Genomic DNA, 20,274 nt, shown 5'->3' with positions numbered 1-20,274 from the left:
TGGCTTTTTCTCATTCTTCTCCCAGTCTTGGGCTTCGGCTTCAATCTGTCGTTCAATGGCTATTCCCAACTTATATTCATCTTTCCACTCCCGCAACATTTGCCAGTGGCGGATTAAAGCTTCGTGGACAACATCTAAAATTACATCCTGGGAATCCGGCTCATCTGTCTTGGTAATTAATCGCGCATCTTTATCCGCTAACTTCTCGCTCACCTGTTGCAAAAGTTCCAAAGAATGATGAGAATTAACCAACTCGCGTAAACGCACACGCCGCCGTACATCTGTGGTTTCTCCCATTTGCGTCAATTCCAGAAAAATCCGCCGCGCCACAGTTTTTTCTGTTGCTGAAAGACTTTCATAAACTGCATCAGCGCGTTTTTGTAGCGTTCCTTCCACCCCGCCTAAATCCTGATAAGTTTTCAGCCTGAGATCCTCATCACCTTGATTTCTCGACTCACGCCACAATTCTGTTAGGGTATATTGCAGCAACGGCAAACTTCCGGGGTAATCCTCAACATCATTAATTAATTGCTGTTTTAACCTGTCCTCTATGCCTAATCCTACCCAATCAGCCGGTTTAGTAATCGCTTCTTCAATTTCCTCACGGCTTAAGTGTTTGACGTTGATGTAAGGTTTATGAATTCTCTCGGCAAATTTGGGATATTCTCGCCATCTCCCCCGAAAATCCGATCGCATCCCAATGAAAATATAAAGGTTATCTGTAAACTCAATTAATTCTCGCAAACAGTCAAAGAATTCTTGACGCTGGCTGTCATCGCACATAGTAAAGCATTCTTCAAACTGGTCGATAATCAAAATGACTGGTGTGTTTAATGCTTTTAACTGTTCACTGAGGATATATGCAATATTTTCCGTTGTCTTGCCTAACTTTTTAGATCCCCCTAAATCCCCCTTCAAAAGGGGGACTTTAAGAGATTCTTCGCCCCCCTTTTTTAAGGGGGGTTGGGGGGATCTAAGACTTTGAAAGCACACCCCAGGCAAGGAAAGTGCAAAAGCCGACTGTAAACTGTTAACAGGAGATTCTTTAGGCGTAAACGGTGTAATATAAGTCCCCCGCCCGTAACATAGATGATTTTCCACTACCGGAAGCACCTAATACAGCAATTAGGCGATGCTTATCTCTTACCTGTTGAATCAACTGCTGAGTCAGCGCACTCCGCCCATAAAAAACCTCAGCATCTTCCTTTGTCTCGGTAAAATACGACAGAGAACGATAAGGACACTTATCCTGAAAGCTTTTTTGAGAAAACTTAGTTGTCAGCAGAATTGCTCGTGTAGAATTCTCAATTAACGGACGCTGGACTGTATTTGGCATTCGGCTGATAATGAAATCTGCCAACTTATGGCTATTGATGATCCCATCTGCGTCATTTTCCGGGTTCAATCCTGCAAGTAACGCCTGTGTCAACAACCCCTGCGTGTGGGGAATTTCTAATCCAGTTTCGTAAGAACGGGTTGCAGTAATGAAACAGTAGTCTTTATCTGTGGGAATAAATTTTAGTAACTCACCGCTATAGCAGCAATCAAGCCAAACAACAACTCGTTTAGCCTGACTTATTTGCAACTGCTCACCCAACCAACTTAAGGGTATACCATAAATTTCTGCGTCAGGTAGAGCATCACTGGTAGCTAGAAATACTTCTTCTTTGCCCGCTACAGTTTTGCACCACCCATGTCCTGAAAAGAAGAATAACGCTGTCTCTGGGATGGGGTTAGGAGGAGGAGGATTGAAAAGATTAGCGATTGCTTCTCTCAATTCTTGCACCTTTACCGCCCCTTGGCGGTCAATTGTACTTTCTCCCTTGGGGTTTAAAGTTCTAGGTAAACACTGAGCGCGAAAAGGTCTATAACCGTATTGTTCTAATTGTTCGGCAATTTTCTCTGTATCCTCTGCTGCTGCTGTTAGCGGCTTTAGAGTAGTGTACTCTGGGTAATAATTAATTCCAATAACAATAGCCGCCCATTCCGATGCCATTTTTATTACCTGACTGACTCTGATAACTTTTTGCTTAAACTGTAGACAGATTTTGCCTACAGCATTCGTTTAGGTTGTATGAAAAATTACTATAATCCAGTGCAATAAACTAAATTGATTTACATAATCAAAGGTATAATAAATAACATTTTATTTAGTGAATTATTCTTTTTAGACAGATAAAATAAAAACTGAACATCAAATATATGCTGTAATTATCTCATTGAAATCATGTTTATACTAGTCGTAGTGAGTTTGGTATAAAAACGGATGAATACAAAGGCTGACAATACTATCATCGCTTTTCTCTTGGCGTTTCAAGACTTAAAAACCGCCCTTGGAGAACAAGAAAAACAGAATTTAAAAGAAGTTGCCAAGCAATTAGATACCCAACCCAAAGCTTGGGAAGACTATATTAAAGGACGTTTATTAGAAATAATTATCCCTAATCCTGACTTAAATAAGTCTTATCAATTGTATAAATCTCAATTAGATAATCTAGAAGAGATTCCTGATGATTTACTTCCTAGTGAAGCAGAAATTAGTAGACTAAATACTCTTGAAAAGTCTCCAATAACTAGAGGCTTTAAACCAAAAAATGAAGCTACAGGCTACGAAAGCCAACTTAATAATGTTGTAGTCATTGTTGGTAGTTCTTCTCAACCAGAAGAAACAGTTAAACAAGCGACATTTTTAGAAAAATGGAAACAATTTTTATCTCAATCCAATCAATCAAATTAGTTTTGTCCTTGTGATGAGCGATTTAATATATCCTACACTTGACTTGTTTTTATATGCGTTAAAAACTTCTTTAAACACAACCGATGCAGAAACGCAAAAAAACCAAGCAGCTTTTTTAGAACAATTACCCTCTGATACTAAATTCTACGAGCCTGATATTGAAACCGAGTATTTAGAGATTACCCATCCTACTCAAATTAACTTTATTTCCTCCGATAAGATTTTAGAAGGATACTATTATCCTGTTAGATTAAATGACACTTATGGCTTACAAATTGATTGTTCTATTAATAATCAAACCGAAACTCAATCAGCTAAGTCTTTTACAATCTTAAAAACTGAAATAGAACAAAAAATCAATCAAGAACTAGCAATAATTGGAAAAACCTGGTTGCTTTCTGGTTGGCTCCCAGAAAACTCGTCTCAAAACCCTGAAGATATTGCCAAAGATTGCTATTCTGCTTTACTTCAAGATAATTATTGGGAGCCAGAAAAAGGGACTTTTTTAGGTGGAAAAGTTTTTGAAATATGGCGATCGCAAAATATAAATCAGAGTCGAGAAAAAGTAACCATTCATTCAAATAATCACGAACATCATGTGATTATTGCTATTTATCCTCATCGAGAGAGCGCAGAAAAAGCTGCGGAATTTTATAAAGATTGGATGGGATTATTTTGTTATCGAAGTAAGATTTCGTGGGCTTATTGGCAAAGTCGTTTAGTCACAGAATCTCTGCTCAATCATTATAAACAGATTGAAGAAAATAGAAAAATTACCAATCAAAGTAATTCTCGGCAAGAAAAACAGAATATTACAACTTCTCGCAAGATTTTAAATAATATTGATAAGATTCTCCAGCAATATACAATCGACTTACTTAACCTTTCTTTCCAAAAACAAATTATTGAAATTAATTTGTCTAATTATCAACTTCGCTTGGCGTTAATTAAAGAAAAAGCAGGTCAAAATAATCAGTTAGATTTTTTAGAAAAATTTAGCGAGCTAGCCGATAAAAAATATTTACCACAAATTATTAAAGATATCGAAAATATGCAGCTTGGCTTGCAACTTTTAGAAGATACAATTAACGCTACTCGCAGTCGCATAGAAGTCGAAAAATCTGAAAGAGAGGGTAACTTCCAAGAACTTGTAGCTGTTGCTGGTGCTGGTATAGCAACTGTATCTCTGGTAAGAGAGACAGCAAAAGACTGTAAAGATATTTTTAAGAAAGTTGACTTCTTTTGCAACTATACTTTAAGTGCCAGTCTAATACTTGGAATCATTGTTGGTTTTATGGTTTGGTGGCTGAGAAAACGATTGCGATAAGCGTTCGCGTTCGCGTTGGCGTTCGCGAAGCGTCTCCGACAGGAGAAGCCTCTCGTTGGCGGAGCCTCTCGTAGCGAAGAGAAGCTCAAGCCTTCTCCTTTGGAGACGCTAGCGCGAACAGTGATCGTGACAAGATGTAATATTTTCGGTATTAGATTCCTGTTGTATTGCTCTCAGAAAAATTCCTGTAGATGCTTGCATATGCACCTACAAAATAAGTTGTATAAGTATCTTATGTGTTATACGACTTTTTTATTGTTGTACAAAAAGCATCGAATTTTTTTATAATGGAGCAGAAGCGGTTCATGCTGGTATAGGATAGGAACTTTTGGCTATCCATCTGTTCTGAGTAACTACTGGAGTATTAGAAGATCCTCTTAACCAGTAAGAATATTGCGAACAATAGCCTAAAGTGGATTCCCACTCTAACCAAAATAGTCGGCGATGACAATGAGGACAATTTTGCACAAGAGGATGTTGATGTATTAAACAAACTCTGACATCTCAAAATTTCCATCTATGGCAGTCATATTAATTCACAGTGAGGAATTGTAGACTTAACGTTTAAGCTCAGAGGCGCACCGATTCCTCTTGATAATGGTTATGTTATCTACAGTGCTTTGTCCAGAATTTGTCCTAGCCTTCACGAATTAAAGTCTATTGGTATTCATCCGATTGCTGGAATACCGACAAGGAACAATTTGCTTGAACTCACTGCTCAATCTCGCCTCAAAATTCGGATTCATCATCAACAGATTCCTTGAATTTATCCTTATTTAGCGGGTCAAGCTTTTCACATAGGTCAAAATTCTTATCAACTAGATATTCCCGAATACAAACCGTTAATTTCTTCAAAAAGTGTCTATTTCAGATTAGTGATAATTACAGGCTTTCAAGAACCTATTAACTTTATTGAAGCTGTGCAACGGAAACTGGATAATAAAGGAATACAAGGAAAAATTGAACTTCTGACCCGACAAGATGGAACACCTCAAAAAAGACAATTAACCATCAATCAAAAAGGAAAACAGTTTAAAGTTAGAGGATTTGGCGTAAAAATTAGCGAACTCAACCCAGAAGATTCCTTAACCTTGCAAGAACAAGGAATTAGTGGGAAACGAAAAATGATGTGTGGAATATTTGTCCCAGCGACTCGCAGCAAGGAAGAAGAGGAAACCTGATCATGGTTGCTACCCAACCCAAAAATTCCCTATCTCTTGATGCTGCGGATACGACAATCATGCACCGCGTCGGAATGACCGGACTTTACATGACTTTAAAGCGATTAGCAAAGCAATATCCCTCATCTCGTCAACGCGGAGGACATATATCATGGTCTTTGACTGCTGATACTATTGAATTATCCTGGGAAGGAAGTGATTTCATAGCCCTATCTTGGTTAATTAATGAGTCTTTTCAATTAGATGATACAGGTTTAATTAATTTAGTAGGATTAGACAATGATGCAATAGATTTAAGTCAGAAAATCCACATTCATGAGGGAATGTGTGCTGTTTTTCTGCGTCATAATCAGTTTTATCAAGCGGCAGAGCTAGTTAACACTGAACTAGAGGTTGAAGAAAAAAAAGTCGAGTATCAATACAAATCCCTAACTTGGTACGCACATCAAACTTTTGCAGAGAAGTTATGCGAGGCAGATACCCAACAACTTAGACATGATTATGTTCAAATAACCAGTTGGTTATATTTAGGGGGAATTGTTCGCCATGCTAGGACGCAGAATACTACAAAACTAGAAGAGAAACCTGAATACGCCTTAGCACTATTATTTGTACCAGTAGTTTGTCATTATTGCTTACTTCATATTCCATCAGAAAATTTAAAAGAAAGGAAACCCCTTGGTGGTGATTCCAGAAATCAAGAATTTTGAAGACGCTTCTCAAAGGAGATGGGGATTACAGCAATTAGAAACTAAACAGTTTCATGTTAGTAGCCTTGGGGAAGCAGGATTACTTTATTACAGCTTAGACGATATTCAGCCTGAAGTGGGCTACTATCAAGCTTGTCAAGTTTGGTTATATGAAAAAACAAATAAAGCTTCTCGTCAACGGACATTGATGAGTATAGAAGAAATTAAAATTGATAAGAATATTTTAATCACTTATCAACAGGTGCAAAAATACTTTAAAACTAATTATCAGATAATTAAATATAAGCAAATTTTTATTAAGGTCAATCCGATTCGCTCCCTGATTGCTGATAATTTAGTGAAAGGAATCCATTGGTGGTCTAATTTTTGGGAAAAATTGGTGATAGAGGATTCAAAAGTATATTTATTTAACTAGTTATTTTCCAATCGAGAAGGATTCATAATAATGGCAGAGAATAGTGAACAAGACAAGCAGTATATTATTTTTATTAAGGTACTTCAACAAGCTATGAAGGGCAACTTTGCTAAAATGTATGCCAAAGCAGAGGAAGGAAAAGATCCTCCAATTAAGAAGAAAGTTGAACGATTAAGGGCAGAGCTAAACTATTGTTATGATGAATTGTCATTCAAGGAATATTTGTCCGACTTTTTAGTAAGAGGGGGATTAAATAAGTATTTTAATGAGCATCAAGAAGAAATTTCACTACTAATTAAAAAAACACCTTGGCAAGAACTAAGAATTTGGTCATTGTTAGCGATCGCTTGTGACCTTGTAGAAACAGTTCGCTGCAAAATTATTATCGACTGGACACATAAAGCGTCAAACCACATTTCCGCCCATTAGTCAAGCTTCTACTTCGGAAATACGACATCCACCTGAAAAGCAGGAGAAAGCGATGGTGAAAGTGCTGCAACAGGCAGAGTTACTGTAAAGATTGGGCTGAGTGAGGAGGTAAGAGTGCGATCGCGTCAGTAAAAATAAAGGATGTCAACACACGAGAAATCGTTGGTGTTTATATTGGCGATCGCAGTTGTGAAGGAGCAAAAGGTACTTATCCAAATTTAACTGCTAACTTATGATAAATCTCGTATAAGCATATAAAAATCACAGACTGAACCGATCTAGGAAAGCAATTGTCTCTTCCCTTCCAAACTCCTTTAAGCATAAATCTTTATTTATACTAAACTTCTACAACTTTAATTCCAGACTAAAATTCCCGAACAATATCTTGCCCAATTCCTTAAAATCTGACCCAAACAACTGGAATACACTAATCTTCGCCTTCTCGCACACAGGAATAATCAACTTTACCAAATGATAAGGTTGACTTTGATTTGTTCTTGAGGCTATCCTCAACGATTCCATGATTCCTCCTAAATCTCCCAATAACTTCACATCCTTTCCAATTGCTTGTTCAAAGACTAACAAAATCAATTGTAATTTTCGGGTTAACTCGATCGGGATGGGTTTATAACCTAATTGGGGAGTAAGTGCAATTAATTCGCTAATTCCTTGAATATTAACTCGATATTTCTCTATTTCTTCTTCGCCTTTAATTTCCTGTCCTAACCACCCGTAACAACGAGAACAAAATCCCGCAGGTGAAAACCTAGCCATCACAAGTAAACGGGAACCACAATGAGGACATTCTTCTATTAATCGCTGTTTGTGAATTAAACAAAATTCTACATCCTTAAATGACCATGATAATAGTTCATAAATAGTTTTGTTCTCCTGCTTCCACTCTTCCCAACAACAAGGACACCAAGCGCGATAGTTCCGAAATAACCCCTTGTCATAAATCATTCCTTTCCAGCTTAAAAGGGTCAAAAAGCGTAAATCCTGACGCATTCTTAACTCTTCTAAGACAGTAACTAACTTTCCTGTCATTTCTCGCATTCCGTTGATAGCCGGTTTAGCATCGCTATTTCCCAATAGGTGACTCAGATTTTTTGCTAATAGCTCAGATTTATCCTCATCTTTGAGGATAAGTGGCGCAATTTCTCCCATAACGAGCTTTTGAGAGGTTAAACAGTGCGCCTGTGCCAAACGATGGAGATAGCTACTAAGACTTTCTGCGTAGGGAGTTCCCAGCGCTATAGGTTCAAGAGAGAATAACCGACTCCGTTGCGGGATTTCTAGAGGTTTTAGGCTCCAATGTTCTAAGTAAATAGTCATCCCTCTGGGATTAACCTAAACGCTGGTACTTTAGTTTTAACAGCTAAATTTTAGGAATTAGTTTCCGATTCACTCTTAACCTCGATGCCGTAATTAACAAAGAGGTCGGAGACAGATATCTCCAAAGCTGCGGCTAACTTAACAATATTTTTTAACGAAGGGTTACGCTCTCCGGTTTCGATTCCTGAGATGTAGTTGCGATGAAGTCCTGACTTTTCAGCCAGTTCTTCTTGGGATAAATCTAGCTCTCGCCTTCGCCGCCTAATGGCTTTGCCAAAGCGGTACTCAATACTGGGGTGTTTTTGCGTCACAAAACAATACTGAACCAGTATCACCATTAAATCTATCTACTATCAGTGGACTTTTGCACAATATAAGTGTTATAAAGTTAAGTAGTATAGCATCAGGCAAGCAAGTTCCTAACTTTATGGTCTTATTTTGATAGATTCATAAAATAAAGCGCTTTGCGCTTACTAAGGAGTATATGAAAGAGCAATTTGAACAATGGGTTGCTCGCCTTCAAATATCCGAGGCAGGGCAAAAAATTATTGAGAAAGTTCGCTCATCTGAGCCATCCCGTCGCGTTGGTGGCGGTAGCAAGAATGTTTCGGGACGCTACCCTAGCCGCAAGATGGGAGTCACGATTCAATTTGAGTCTCATCGGGTTGAACTGCCAATTATCTATCAGTTAGAACACGATGAAGATGTTCTAGAATTCTACGATCAACCACCACAAATTAAACTTGACTATCAAGCAAGTAACGGACGTAGATTAGGCATCTTACACACCCCAGATTTATTTGTCATCCGAACCAATTCGGCTGGTTGGGAAGAATGTAAAACTGAGCATGATTTGAAAAAACTAGCAGAGAAAAACCCCAATCGTTACTTTTACTCTCAAGAAGATAATCAATGGCATTGTCCGCCAGGAGAAGACTATGCTAACCAGTTTGGGCTTTATTACCGCATTCGCTCAGATCGGGAAATCAATTGGATTCTGCAACGTAATCTGCAATTTTTAGAAGATTATTATCGCTCAGAATCTCTAGTAGTGGAAGAAGCGATCGCTCAATCATTACTTGCAGTTGTGTCATCTCAACCAGGAATCACTTTAGCAGAATTACTCAATCGGTCAACAGGAGCTAAATCTGACGATATCTACACCTTAATTATTCAAGAGCAAATCTATATTGATTTAAATGCTACACCACTAGCTGAACCAGAAAGATGTCTAATCTTCCGTGACGAACAAACTAAACTGCTGGTGCTTATAGATTAATGGTTGAACAGCCAAGTGTAAGTCTTCCGGCTATCTCTCCTGTAGTCAATATTGTTACTGGAGCAACTGTTAGTTGGGACGGCAAAGGTTTAAATATCATCCATGTTGGGGAAACAGAGGTTATACTTGGCGCAGAAAATAATCAGTTAATTGAACTCAAAAAAGCTATATTTGAGAATCTGGTTCGCCAAGGAAAAATCACAAGTCTCCAAACACCAGAAAAAACAGCTATTAGCACAAAATCTTGGCAGCGATTTTATCAAGCTAGTCCTGAAGACCAAGCAGAAGCTCTTGAACGCTACAGAACTATCGAACCTTACTTAAACGGACATCCCCCAGAAAACGAAATAATACCAGCCCGTACCATTCGTCACTGGAAAGCTAAATATCTAACTGCAATTCAAAAATACGGTTGCGGCTACATTGGGCTTTTGTCCCATCGCAGTGTCAAAGGTAATCGTCAGCGCAAGCTGCCCGAAGACACCTTAGCAATTATGGAGAAGTTTATTTTAGAAGACTATGAAACTCTTAAACAAAAAAGAATGTGGGAGGTTCACGCGGCTTTAGTTCGAGCTTGCGAACAATCTGGTGTAATTGCTCCGAGCTATAAAGCATTTACCAAAGAAGTACAACGCCGGACTGGTTACGAACAGACTAAAAAACGCCAAGGTCGTCGTGCCGCTTATCAGCATGAATCCTTCTATTGGGAGCTTGCTATAACTACCCCAAGACACGGCGATCGCCCTTTTGAAATTGGGCATATAGATCATACTGAGTTAGATGTAGAGCTAGTTTGCTCTGATACAGGTCGCAATCTTGGCAGACCTTGGGCAACATTTCTCGTAGATGCTTACTCACGGCGATTGCTGGCAGCTTACCTAACGTTTGACTCACCCTCATATCGTTCTTGCTTAATGGTGCTAAGAATTTGTGTCAAGCGTCACGGCAGGCTTCCCCAAATTGTAGTGGTAGATAACGGTGCAGAGTTTCACAGCGTTTATTTTGAAACACTACTAGCTACTTTTGAATGTACAAAAAAGCAAAGACCCCCAGCCAAAGCTCGTTTTGGTTCGGTTTGCGAACGCCTATTTGGAACTTCCAATACTCAATTTGTCCATAACTTACTCGGTAATACACAAATAACTCGTAATGTCCGCCAAGTCACCAAGTCAGTTAACCCTAAAAATCTAGCTGTATGGACACTTGGTTTACTTTATGAATATCTTTGTGCTTGGGCTTACGAAGTTTACGATACAGACGAACATCCGGCACTTTTCCAGAGTCCGAGGGATGCGTTTGCTACGGGTATGGCGATTGGTGGCAGTCGGGTTCACCGCATGATTTCTTACGATGAAAACTTCCAGATTCTTACCCTACCAACGACCTCAGAGGGGAAAGCAAAAGTTCAAGTTGGACGTGGTGTAAAAATTAACTCAATCTACTACTGGTCTAATAGTTTCCGCGACCCCCAAATTGAAAATACCTCTGTGCAGATAAGATACAACCCGTTTAATATTGGTGTCGCTTACACCTTTGTTCGAGGACAGTGGGTACAGTGTATCTCTCAATATTATGCAGAACTCCAAGGTCGTTCAGAAAAAGAATTGAAGTTAGCTAGTATCGAATTACGCAAACGCTCTTCAAATCATGCACAACAATCTAAAGTTTCGGCTAAGAATTTAGCAGAATTTTTAGCATCGGTAGAAGCTCAAGAAGCTCTATTAGAACAGCGTTCCTATGATGCAGAAGTTAAGGAAGTCTTTAGAGTAATTGAGGGTGGAAAAGCGACAACAAGCCGTAACGAACAACCAAAACTTATTCAAGTTACTTTTGCTAATACCGATTCTCAAGCGGATGAAGACGAAGCGATCGTCCCAGAAACACTTGTAGTGTATGAGGAGTTTTAACTATGACAAAATCTACTGGATTTCCTCTTGAACTCCTCACACGGCCTGTTACAGAAAAACTTGCTTACTTTGAAAATTACACCGTAGCGCATCCTCGACTTAAAGAAGTCTATGAAATTCTCATGCGAACGATTGCCGAACCCGCAGGAGCTTCATTTATCTTTGTTTACGGTGCCAGTGGTGTTGGTAAAACAACTTTGCGACTCCGCGTTGAGCAGAAATTAACAGAACTAGCATTATCTAAATTGGAAAGCGATCGCAGTCGTGTTCCTGTTGTTGGTGTTGAAGCTGTAGCCCCAGAATCGAGAAGCTTCAACTGGAAAGATTACTACACACGCGCCTTAATCGCCTTAGAAGAACCCTTAATCGATCACAAGTTTGATTATGGCGTGCGTGGTATCTCTCGCGATAATTTTGGAAAAATTAATGTTGAGTCGAAAGTAGTTGCACCTGCTTTACGCAGAGCTTTAGAAAATGCTCTTATCCACCGTAATCCAGACGTATTTTTTGTAGATGAAGCACAACATTTTGGCAAGATGGCAAGCGGATACAAACTACAAGATCAATTAGACTGCCTTAAATCTGTGGCAAATATGACAGGTATCTTGCATTGTCTATTAGGAACTTACGAATTACTGACATTCCGTAATTTAAGCGGTCAACTCTCACGCCGTAGCGTCGATATTCATTTCCGCCGTTATTGTGCTGACAACCCAGAAGACGTACAGGCTTTTAAAAGTGTATTGTTGCTTTTCAACAGCAGATGCCACTTTCAGAGTATCCAGATTTAGTTACTCATTGGGAATATTTTTATGAACGTACATTAGGATGTGTTGGCATACTGAAAAATTGGCTAACACGCGCTCTTAAAGATGCTCTGGATCGAGATGCAACAACAGTCACTCTCAAAGACTTACAAAAACGTGCTTGGTCAGTTGCTCAGTGTCAGAGAATGTTCAAGGAAATTCAAGAGGGCGAACGACAATTATCTGAAACGGAAACAGAGGTACAAAACTTACGCTCTGCTCTAGGACTTGGAGCAAAGACAATTGCACAGCCAGAAGAAGCTCCAAAAAACACTCGTCCACCAGGAAAAGTTGGCAAACGCAATCCCAAAAGAGATCCTATTGGAGTGCAACAAGATGTTAGCTAATCGATTAGTAACATACGAATGTTGGGATTTAAAAAAGCTTTCTATTCCATCTCGTAGTCGGTTGTATCAATTAGAGCCTGTTGGCATTAGAACACCAATGGTGGAAAGCCTTACAGGATACATAGAAAGATTAGCAGAGGCTCATTGTGTAACTCCAGATGTATTAATTTCACGAACAATTACACCACTGCTAAAACAAATATTTTTGAAATCCCGATCTAGTAGAGATTTACGTTCTCTTTTCGACCGTGCTACAGCTATAAATGGTACAGGAAATATAGTAATAGATTTAGTACAAGCACTTCAGAAGCTAACGCTTATAGAAGATTTGCACTTGCTGACCCTGCTATTTTGGTCTGAAATTATTCCCACGCGCAATTTGTTTCGTACCCAAAGCGCTTGGTGTACTGTATGTTACGAAGAATGGCGTTTAGCTAAACAAGTAATTTATAAACCACTACTTTGGACTATAAATTCAGTAAAAGTATGTCCTTTACACAAAATATATCTATGTTTGCAATGTCCTCACTGTCAGCAGGAGTTGCCACTACTAAGTTGGCGATCGCGACCTGGTTACTGTTCCAAGTGTGGTGGTTGGCTAGGTATGAATCTTCCTGTCAAGTCCTCCTCAGAACTTACGGATTACTCAACTTTATCTAAAGAAGAATTACATTCGCAAACTTGGATAGTAGAGGTTATTGGAGAATTAATTTCTTCCACCCCATCTTTTAACTCCCCACCAGCAAAAGAAGAAATTGCCAAATCTTTGAGTCTAGTCATAAATGCAGTGACTAATGGCAATATAGCTGAGTTTGCCCGTTTAATGGGAATACCGAAGAATACTTTATGGATGTGGCAGACTGGTAAAGCTTTACCAGTGCTTGATATACTTCTCAAAATTTGTTATCGCTTAGAAATATCTCCACTAGATTTACTAAAACCAGAACAACTTGCTGCTAAATCTTTTACGAAAATCTCACACAAAACCATTCGGCGATCGCCCACACTAAGAGCATCTCCAAAACTTTTCGACGCTAATCAAGTACAAGATACCTTGCTAGCAATCCTTGCAAGCGACAACCAGCCACCACTGACAATGGAAGAAGTAGCTACAGGTTTAGGATATAATAGGCGGACAATTTTCAGCCACTTTCCAGATTTATGCCGTGCCATTTCTGCCAAATACCGTAGTTATGGTAAAGCATGTCACACAGAAAAGATACAGCAGTCTTGCAGAGAAGTTAAGCAGATTGTACTTAAGTTGCATAATCAAGGAGAATACCCTTCAGAAGCTCGTGTGTCTGAAATAATGACTCATCCTGGATATCTCCGTTACAAACAGGTTCGTGCTGCTTTAAATGAAACACGACGTGAAATTGGAGTGTAAAGCTATTAAACTTAAAAGGGCAGAGTAAGTTGGCTTCTTTCTCTACACCTGGAAAATTGGAAGCATAACCTTGCCGCCCTTTATTGGAAGCATAAGCTTGCCGTTGCGGCAAAGTTATGGGTAAAGTCACAAAGCCTTTGAATTTGGATTTCAACTTGTCTATGGACGTAACTGGATTCGAACCAGTGACCTCTACGATGTCAACGTAGCGCTCTAACCAACTGAGCTATACGTCCTTAACCACACAATTATCAATAGTAGCATATACTTCTCTGATAAGGCAAGATAAAAGACCAAATCAGGCGAACTCTATCACTCACTAAGTAATCAAGCGCAGATGATGTGAAGTATTTGTTTGATTTGTAAAAAAGGTTGCACCACTTGCTACAAATCAAACAAATAAGTCAAATCCTTTTTCCTTTTGCCTCCAGCAAGACTGCCTGATTTCCTGCAAGCGTCTTTAAGTTTCTCGAATCCAAAATGCCAATCCTCCCCCACGACCGCGAGCTGCAATGAAATCTTCTGTTACTAAAAAGAAGCCAAAGAAGGGTAGCTTCGCTATAGGTTGGTTGTAGAAATCTTCTGTTTGAACTTTACCAGCACGGATTGCTCTGTTGTAAATAATACGACCAAACAAACTGATAATCATCTGGTTAAAATCAAAGGCCAATAAATTTTTCTTCCCGAAATATTGCACTGGTCCCGTGAGCTTCAGTGAAACTGGGTTAAGCTCAACCTGATTAGCAATTTCGCCTCTGCCTGAATCCTGTTCCAAAGTGGCATTAAAGGAAACATGGATTGTTATAAATTTAGGTACATAGAAACCGTTGCCTAATACAATTCCCCCGCTACCTCTGTTTTTCTTAGTGCCAGTAACAAAGCAAAGTTGCCATTTACCGAGAAGAAACTCAAACGGATAAGTCAACTTTTGTTGCTTGGCAGTTTTTTCGGCTTGTAGCAACGCCTTTACTAATATTTCAGCATTAGGGCGTATACTTTTTGGTTCTCTATACTTAGCCGCAGCCTGAGATAGCACGTTAACAAAGTCAAATGTCGCTTTAGGTGTTAAATTAGCCGTCATGAAGCCACTCTGGATTTAACTATTTCTTTAATTTTCTGATAGATTGTAGCGTTCATCTGCAAGAAGACACATCTTTCATCCGTAGTATCCGCTAGAAGTATGTCGCTCGATTTAAGTTATTAGTAATACTAATTCTGCGTCGAACTTACGTTAGGTTAATAGCAACAAGAAAAATCTCTTTCTCCCCCTAGCTCTCGGACTCCATATTCCCTACCTTCACCAAGGATTACCAACCATTGTAAATCCAGCCCAATAATAAGGATGCATAAGTGATTCATCAGCACTGTCAGCAGGTAAAGGCAAATTCCCAACTACTCCTAAACCTTGCACTTGTCCATCCTTTACATAAATTTGCCCTTTAACCATAGCTACTTGAGCCTGTCTAAGAGCCTCTGCCTTAATTGGAGCTGTCTTTAAATTCTCATAAAATTTTGTCATCAACGCTGCTGTGCCAGCATCATTAACCGACCAAAGACTAGCAACACTAGTTTTCACACCTGCCAGCACTGCTAAACCTGCAAATCCCAGTTCTGATTCTTCATCCCCTAAAGCTGTTCTACAAGCACTTAGCACCAGCATTTCAACTTCAGGTTCATTCAAGCGCAATTGTCGTAATTGGTTCAAGCGCAACTTGTCTTCCCACAGTTGAATATAGGAATTACTCAAAGCACCGGTAGCAAAATCGGCATGGGTTGCCATGTGAATAATTCCAAAAGGTTGTTGGCGGCGGATAGTTTTGAGATTTTCTAAAGTGGCTTGCTTGTCTAACAATAATTTGCCTTGCCAGAGTTTAGATACTAGTGTTGATAACTCCAGGGGGACTGCTGGTAAAGGCTCTTGTCCCTGAGTACTCTGAGAAACCCCCAATGCTAAAATTTGAGATTTTTTGATGTCTTTATAGAGGGTATTAGTCAAACTAAGACTAGGCATTAAGCCAATACTGTATTTTTCTACTAGAAACCTCTTTCCATCGTGAAGTGCTGCCATTGGGGTTGAACGTAACCCAATGTCTGGTAAAAAGACCAGATTGTTGATTCCTCTCGCCTGTAAATCTGCCTCTAATGGTGCAATAATCCAGCGATAAAGTTGTTGGGATGAACGCAAATAACCAGTGCGGCGACGGTTTTGTGGACTTACGATTTGGTCACGAAATTCTTGAGCTACTTGGAGAACTTTGGCTTTAGTTGTTTCTGGGATGCGCTTGCGGATAGGATTGCTTTTTCCGGTTACTACTACTACTTCTAGTTGATCGCTATCCTTTTCTGTTATGGTATTTAACTGTTTCGTAAATTTTTGATCTTTACCTAAATTTCCCTCTGGTATAATTTCCACAGGGACAAAACTGATGTAGATAAATGCAGGTTTCGCACCAGTAGCTTCTTCAATTTTGCGAGCAATTTCTTTGGCATCATCTAGGGTTTTGATTCTAGGGGTGGGTATGCCTAAATGGTCGGCAAAATCATCTGTGAAATTGTCTTCAGGAGTGGGGTCGGTATTAAGAACGGGGTTATCAATATTAGGATTATTGGGGACAGGGTTATTCGGTTTAACTGGTGGATTGCACTGGAATGTGCAGGGGTTAGGATTCGGAGTAGGAGTCTGACTGACGTTGATTCCTACCTGTACAGATGCAGAAGAGGAAACGCCGTCATTTGCACTAATCACAAAGGCATTTAGTGACCCATTGGTATCTGCCGGAGGTGTGTACACCAAAGTATCACCGTTAGATAAGGTAGTAATACCAGGGATGACAGGAAGTCCATTCACAGTCAGACTTCCTGTATTCACGACATCAACCTTGATGGAGGTGATGTCATTATTAGTATCGAGAACCAGTGAAGCCAAACTAGAGAACGTTAAGGTAACAGGTTGATTGGTCTGGGTATCCGGTAGCGATGAGTTTGCCGTTAATGTCGGCGGGGTGTTAACGGAAGTAATGGTGATGTCGGTTGGTGTACTGCTAGCATCTCCACCATTTGGCAAGACTGGAAAGCTATTTGAAGCGATTATTGAATTGTTACCTGTATTAATTGACCCTGCTGTACCATTAACACTTGCATCACCGACGATAAAATCTACGTTGTTTGGGCCACCATCATGGCGAATGCTAATAGTACCTCCTGCTAAAGGTTGAACATTAGTAACTCCTTCGCTTGTAAAGAATCCACCAGTTGTGATCGCTTCACCGGTTCCTATTCCTTGAATCAGTCCGTTGGTTAGGACTTGCACATTGCCACCTTTAACGGTATTTCCATCAACAAAATCGTCTGCTATGGACTGGGTGTTGATGTTGGTAAAACGAATATTGCTGCCAGCATTATTAGTAGTCTGTAAAGTAACGTTGCCACTTGTAACATTTGCAGTACCATCGACTCCGGTGGCGATCGCTGAGGCATCAATGACGCCATTAACGCTGATATTATCTGTGGCAGTGAAGCTGACCGCGCCACCCGTGCCGATAAAATCGCCACCTCCATCCTTAATTAAAGACGAGTTAATTGCCCCTGTGGTAATACTGCCGCCTGTGGTTGTTGCGACTACATCGCCAGCCTTACCTGAGCTATTAGCATCATTTGAAGAGGAATTAATAGCACCTGTGAAGATGTTGCCTGCGGCAGTCAAATTTACTGTTCCTGCATCCGTAATAATAATGCCACCATATCCAAATCCAGAAAACCCTTGAATATTGCTAGTGTCTAGGTTATTTAGGGTAATTACACCACTTGTGCTTTGGACTGTAATATTACCTGCCGACGAGTAGCCCTGACCACTGGCAATAATATTGCCCGCAGTAATGTCGCCAGTTGCAGACAAGGTTACATTGCCGCTATTCCCATTAGTTCCACTTGTATTTAGATTTCCCAGCGATAAGCTAGCTCCTGAAATGTTAATGGCTCCTCCGGTTGTCTGGATTGTGTTGGTGGGATCAACAAAGTTTACAGAACCGCTTTGTGAGATCAGGCTGAAGCTACCACCGCCTAAATTTAATGAAGCCACACCAGCGGCGGTAGTTATTCCGGGTGTAGCTCCGGTGATGTCATTGATGGTAATATTGCCTGTGGACTGTAAGTTGATATTTGCACCCGAAGCTGCGATCGCACCCCATGAAATTGTATTAGCCCCAATATCTGCATCGCCAAAGGCAATATTGCCTGCTGTGGCATCAAAATCACCTGTCCCACCATCGATAATGGTCAATGTGCTGGGGTCTAGCAATAAAGTGCCAAAGTTGCCATTGACGGCTGAAGTATCTACCAAACCGTTGAAAGTCAAGAAATTTTTGCCTGATACTTCTACAAAACCACCATTCCCCACATTTGCTCCTCCACGAGCCGAAATGTTACCAAAAAACTGGGTTGTGTCGTTACCCCAAACAATTACCTGTCCGCCATTTCCATTCAAATGACTATCAGCATTAATGAGGGATTTTGAGTCCACATAAGTCCGATGTGCGTTGGGTAAAGTCCCCTTACCTTGATAATCTCCACCAATTAACACAGTACCGCCGCCATTATTTCCAGAGGCGTTAATATTGGCATCAATCACCGCGACTTTTTTACCCAAAGCAGTTATAGTACCGCCTGTTTGACTCGATGTATTCACTGTCCCAGATACAATCGTTGTACCTGGAGTTGTGGGAATTGTGACATTGGAGTTTGTTAATTTTACGGTTCCATCAGGATTGGCAGTTAAGCCTGTGTTACCAACTGTGAGTAATTCTGGTAAAGAGGCGATGGGAATTGTCCAGTTATTGGGTTGGGTGCTACTAGAGGCGAGGGGCTGAATTTCTAGACTCAGCAGATTTCCTGGCTGACTGAGACGCACCCAATTTTGTCCTGGTACTGATGTAACGTTAATTTGCCCTCCCGGTGCTGAAAGTTGCCCGGTGTTGACTACAGTACCGCCTAAGAAATTCAAATTTTGCCCAGTACCTACTACCAAATTGCCAGCATTTGCGATCGCTCCTGGCTGGTTTGTACTAAAGGCCAATCCATTAGGGTTTCCAACTAAAGTGTTGTAGTCATTCACACCGATAGCGTTGAACCAACTACTGCCAAAGCCAATGCCGTTGGCTGTTGTCACCGTGAAAGCACCAGGCACATTTAAACTGGCGTTTGCTCCAAAAATAAATCCGGCTGGATTCATCAAGAAAAGGTTAGGATTGCCACCTGTCACCTGAATTAAACCGTTGATAACCGAGGCATTCCCGCCTGTAATTCGACCAAGGATATTTTGCAGCGCTGGACTAGCTTGAAAGTTGGCGATTTGTTCTGGTGAAATCCCAAACTGTTGAAAGCTGTGAAAGAGGTTTGCATTATCACCAGAGGTTGTGCCGCCGGTGATATCAAGTCGATTGCCCTTATGAGTCACAATCGTACCTGTACCATCGTTAGCAGGAACTATTTGTTGTGCTTGGGCTAATCTGGAACTTACCAGCGAGGCAATAACTAGGACTGAAGCGGCGATACTAGACAATAAAGGTTTTTTGCGCCGCAATCTGAAGCGACCTGTGGGTAATTCTACATCGATTTGTAACTTGTCTGCTAATCCGCGTCGCCAAAGTGCTTGAGCGATCGCCCGCTTAGACCAAAGCATTTGTTCTCTTCTGGTAGTAGAGATGCTTTGAGAATGAATCCGGTAGAGGTAAAGTGGCTCTGGAACGCGACGCACTTGAGCTACCTCTGAAAGTCGCAAACAGAGATCGTAATCTTGGGCACAGGGAAACGACTGGTTAATACCTCCCACCCGGTCGTAAACCGACCGCCGAATCAGGCGGAAGTGAAACGTCATGAAGTTTACTAAAAGACCTGCTTGAGAGTAGGGAATACTACAGCGATGACCGTAGCCGATAACAAAGTTATCTTGGTCAATATTTAAGTAATCGGTATAAACAAATCCCGTTTCTGGATGGCAATTGAGGACTTTAGCAGTTTGGGCAAGGGCAGTAGGGGCTAAGATATCATCACTGTCTACCAAACCGATGTAAGTGCCGTTGGTTAGGTTGATTGCTGCTGTAAGTGCCGCTGTATATCCTTGATGGTGTGCTTCTACCAGCCGCACTCGCCTATCTTGTTGAGCATATTTGTTTGCGATCGCCACCGATCTATCTGTAGAACCATCATCCCAAATTAGTAGCTCAAAGTCTTGCCATGTCTGCGTTAAGACGCTAGCGATCGCTTCTTGAAGGTAAGACTCCCGGTTGTAATTGACGATGACAATGGAGATCAGTGGCGGCATCGAAGTTTTCCCAAGTTTTCTACCTGTTACCACAATATAACCCACATTCCGCAGGGCGTGTTAAAAAAGAAGATAATATTTTCGACAAGGGGCAC

The 20,274-nt window shown here is 40.5% G+C and carries 14 protein-coding genes, 1 tRNA gene and 2 pseudogenes; 11 read left to right on the top strand and 6 right to left on the bottom strand.

Annotated features, from left to right (window positions below; all coding sequences use genetic code 11):
* Positions 1 to 60: 60 nt before the first annotated feature.
* Positions 61 to 1,996, bottom strand: a pseudogene (locus tag HWQ43_RS33690) (caspase family protein); the annotation flags it as partial.
* A gap of 270 nt (positions 1,997 to 2,266) precedes the next feature.
* Here HWQ43_RS33690 and HWQ43_RS02995 point away from each other — a divergent pair.
* The 6 genes and pseudogenes from HWQ43_RS02995 (at position 2,267) to HWQ43_RS02970 (ending at position 6,799) form a co-directional block, all read left to right on the top strand.
* A complete protein-coding gene (locus tag HWQ43_RS02995; protein ID WP_292730042.1) occupies positions 2,267 to 2,737 on the top strand; it encodes a hypothetical protein in 471 nt (156 codons plus the stop codon).
* Positions 2,738 to 2,750: 13 nt separating this feature from the next.
* Positions 2,751 to 4,064 (top strand): hypothetical protein, encoded by a 1,314-nt coding sequence (locus HWQ43_RS02990; protein WP_292730040.1) that lies wholly within the window; start codon positions 2,751 to 2,753, stop codon positions 4,062 to 4,064.
* A 548-nt stretch (positions 4,065 to 4,612) separates the two neighbouring features.
* Positions 4,613 to 5,245: pseudogene (gene cas6, locus HWQ43_RS02985) on the top strand (type I-MYXAN CRISPR-associated protein Cas6/Cmx6).
* Positions 5,246 to 5,247: 2 nt separating this feature from the next.
* A complete protein-coding gene (gene cas8a1, locus HWQ43_RS02980) occupies positions 5,248 to 5,955 on the top strand; it encodes a type I-MYXAN CRISPR-associated Cas8a1/Cmx1 (RefSeq protein WP_292730037.1) in 708 nt (235 codons plus the stop codon).
* The gene (locus tag HWQ43_RS02975; protein WP_292730034.1) at positions 5,927 to 6,370 is read left to right on the top strand and encodes a hypothetical protein; all 444 of its coding nucleotides are present in this window, start codon (positions 5,927 to 5,929) and stop codon (positions 6,368 to 6,370) included. Before cas8a1 ends, HWQ43_RS02975 begins: the two co-directional genes overlap by 29 nt.
* Positions 6,371 to 6,400: 30 nt before the next feature.
* Positions 6,401 to 6,799, top strand: a complete 399-nt coding sequence (locus HWQ43_RS02970) for a hypothetical protein (protein ID WP_292730031.1) — start codon at positions 6,401 to 6,403, stop codon at positions 6,797 to 6,799.
* A gap of 345 nt (positions 6,800 to 7,144) precedes the next feature.
* Here the strand turns inward: HWQ43_RS02970 and HWQ43_RS02965 are convergent, their stop codons facing one another.
* A complete protein-coding gene (locus HWQ43_RS02965; RefSeq protein WP_292730028.1) occupies positions 7,145 to 8,134 on the bottom strand; it encodes a TniQ family protein in 990 nt (329 codons plus the stop codon).
* A gap of 50 nt (positions 8,135 to 8,184) precedes the next feature.
* Positions 8,185 to 8,445 (bottom strand): helix-turn-helix transcriptional regulator, encoded by a 261-nt coding sequence (locus HWQ43_RS02960; protein ID WP_292730027.1) that lies wholly within the window; start codon positions 8,443 to 8,445, stop codon positions 8,185 to 8,187.
* A 173-nt stretch (positions 8,446 to 8,618) separates the two neighbouring features.
* Here HWQ43_RS02960 and HWQ43_RS02955 point away from each other — a divergent pair, with 173 nt between their 5' ends.
* Genes HWQ43_RS02955 through HWQ43_RS02935 form a run of 5 tightly spaced genes read left to right on the top strand, consistent with a single transcriptional unit; the run spans position 8,619 to position 13,860 of the window.
* Positions 8,619 to 9,413, top strand: a complete 795-nt coding sequence (locus HWQ43_RS02955; RefSeq protein WP_292730026.1) for a heteromeric transposase endonuclease subunit TnsA — start codon at positions 8,619 to 8,621, stop codon at positions 9,411 to 9,413.
* Positions 9,413 to 11,320, top strand: a complete 1,908-nt coding sequence (locus HWQ43_RS02950; RefSeq protein ID WP_292730024.1) for a transposase family protein — start codon at positions 9,413 to 9,415, stop codon at positions 11,318 to 11,320. Before HWQ43_RS02955 ends, HWQ43_RS02950 begins: the two co-directional genes overlap by 1 nt.
* 2 nt (positions 11,321 to 11,322) lie before the next feature.
* Positions 11,323 to 12,111, top strand: a complete 789-nt coding sequence (locus HWQ43_RS02945) for an ATP-binding protein (protein ID WP_292730023.1) — start codon at positions 11,323 to 11,325, stop codon at positions 12,109 to 12,111.
* Positions 12,084 to 12,473, top strand: a complete 390-nt coding sequence (locus tag HWQ43_RS02940) for a hypothetical protein (protein WP_292730020.1) — start codon at positions 12,084 to 12,086, stop codon at positions 12,471 to 12,473. Before HWQ43_RS02945 ends, HWQ43_RS02940 begins: the two co-directional genes overlap by 28 nt.
* Positions 12,463 to 13,860: a helix-turn-helix domain-containing protein gene (locus tag HWQ43_RS02935; RefSeq protein ID WP_292730017.1), complete on the top strand. Its 1,398-nt coding sequence runs from the start codon at positions 12,463 to 12,465 to the stop codon at positions 13,858 to 13,860. Before HWQ43_RS02940 ends, HWQ43_RS02935 begins: the two co-directional genes overlap by 11 nt.
* Positions 13,861 to 14,022: 162 nt before the next feature.
* On the opposite strand, the gene HWQ43_RS02930 is transcribed toward HWQ43_RS02935, so the two are convergent.
* From HWQ43_RS02930 to HWQ43_RS02920, 3 genes are all read right to left on the bottom strand, one after another.
* Positions 14,023 to 14,096: transfer RNA gene (locus tag HWQ43_RS02930), tRNA-Val, on the bottom strand.
* A 224-nt stretch (positions 14,097 to 14,320) separates the two neighbouring features.
* Complete coding sequence (locus HWQ43_RS02925) at positions 14,321 to 14,941, bottom strand: hypothetical protein (RefSeq protein ID WP_292730014.1); 621 nt, start codon at positions 14,939 to 14,941, stop codon at positions 14,321 to 14,323.
* A 216-nt stretch (positions 14,942 to 15,157) separates the two neighbouring features.
* Positions 15,158 to 20,179: a CHAT domain-containing protein gene (locus tag HWQ43_RS02920; protein ID WP_292730012.1), complete on the bottom strand. Its 5,022-nt coding sequence runs from the start codon at positions 20,177 to 20,179 to the stop codon at positions 15,158 to 15,160.
* Between the last annotated feature and the right edge of the window lie 95 nt (positions 20,180 to 20,274).

Source organism: Nostoc sp. JL31 (genome assembly GCF_017114965.1).
GTDB lineage: Bacteria > Cyanobacteriota > Cyanobacteriia > Cyanobacteriales > Nostocaceae > Nostoc > Nostoc punctiforme_A.
Note: the sequence above shows the minus strand (reverse complement) of the source record. Positions and strands in the feature narration are given on the sequence as shown.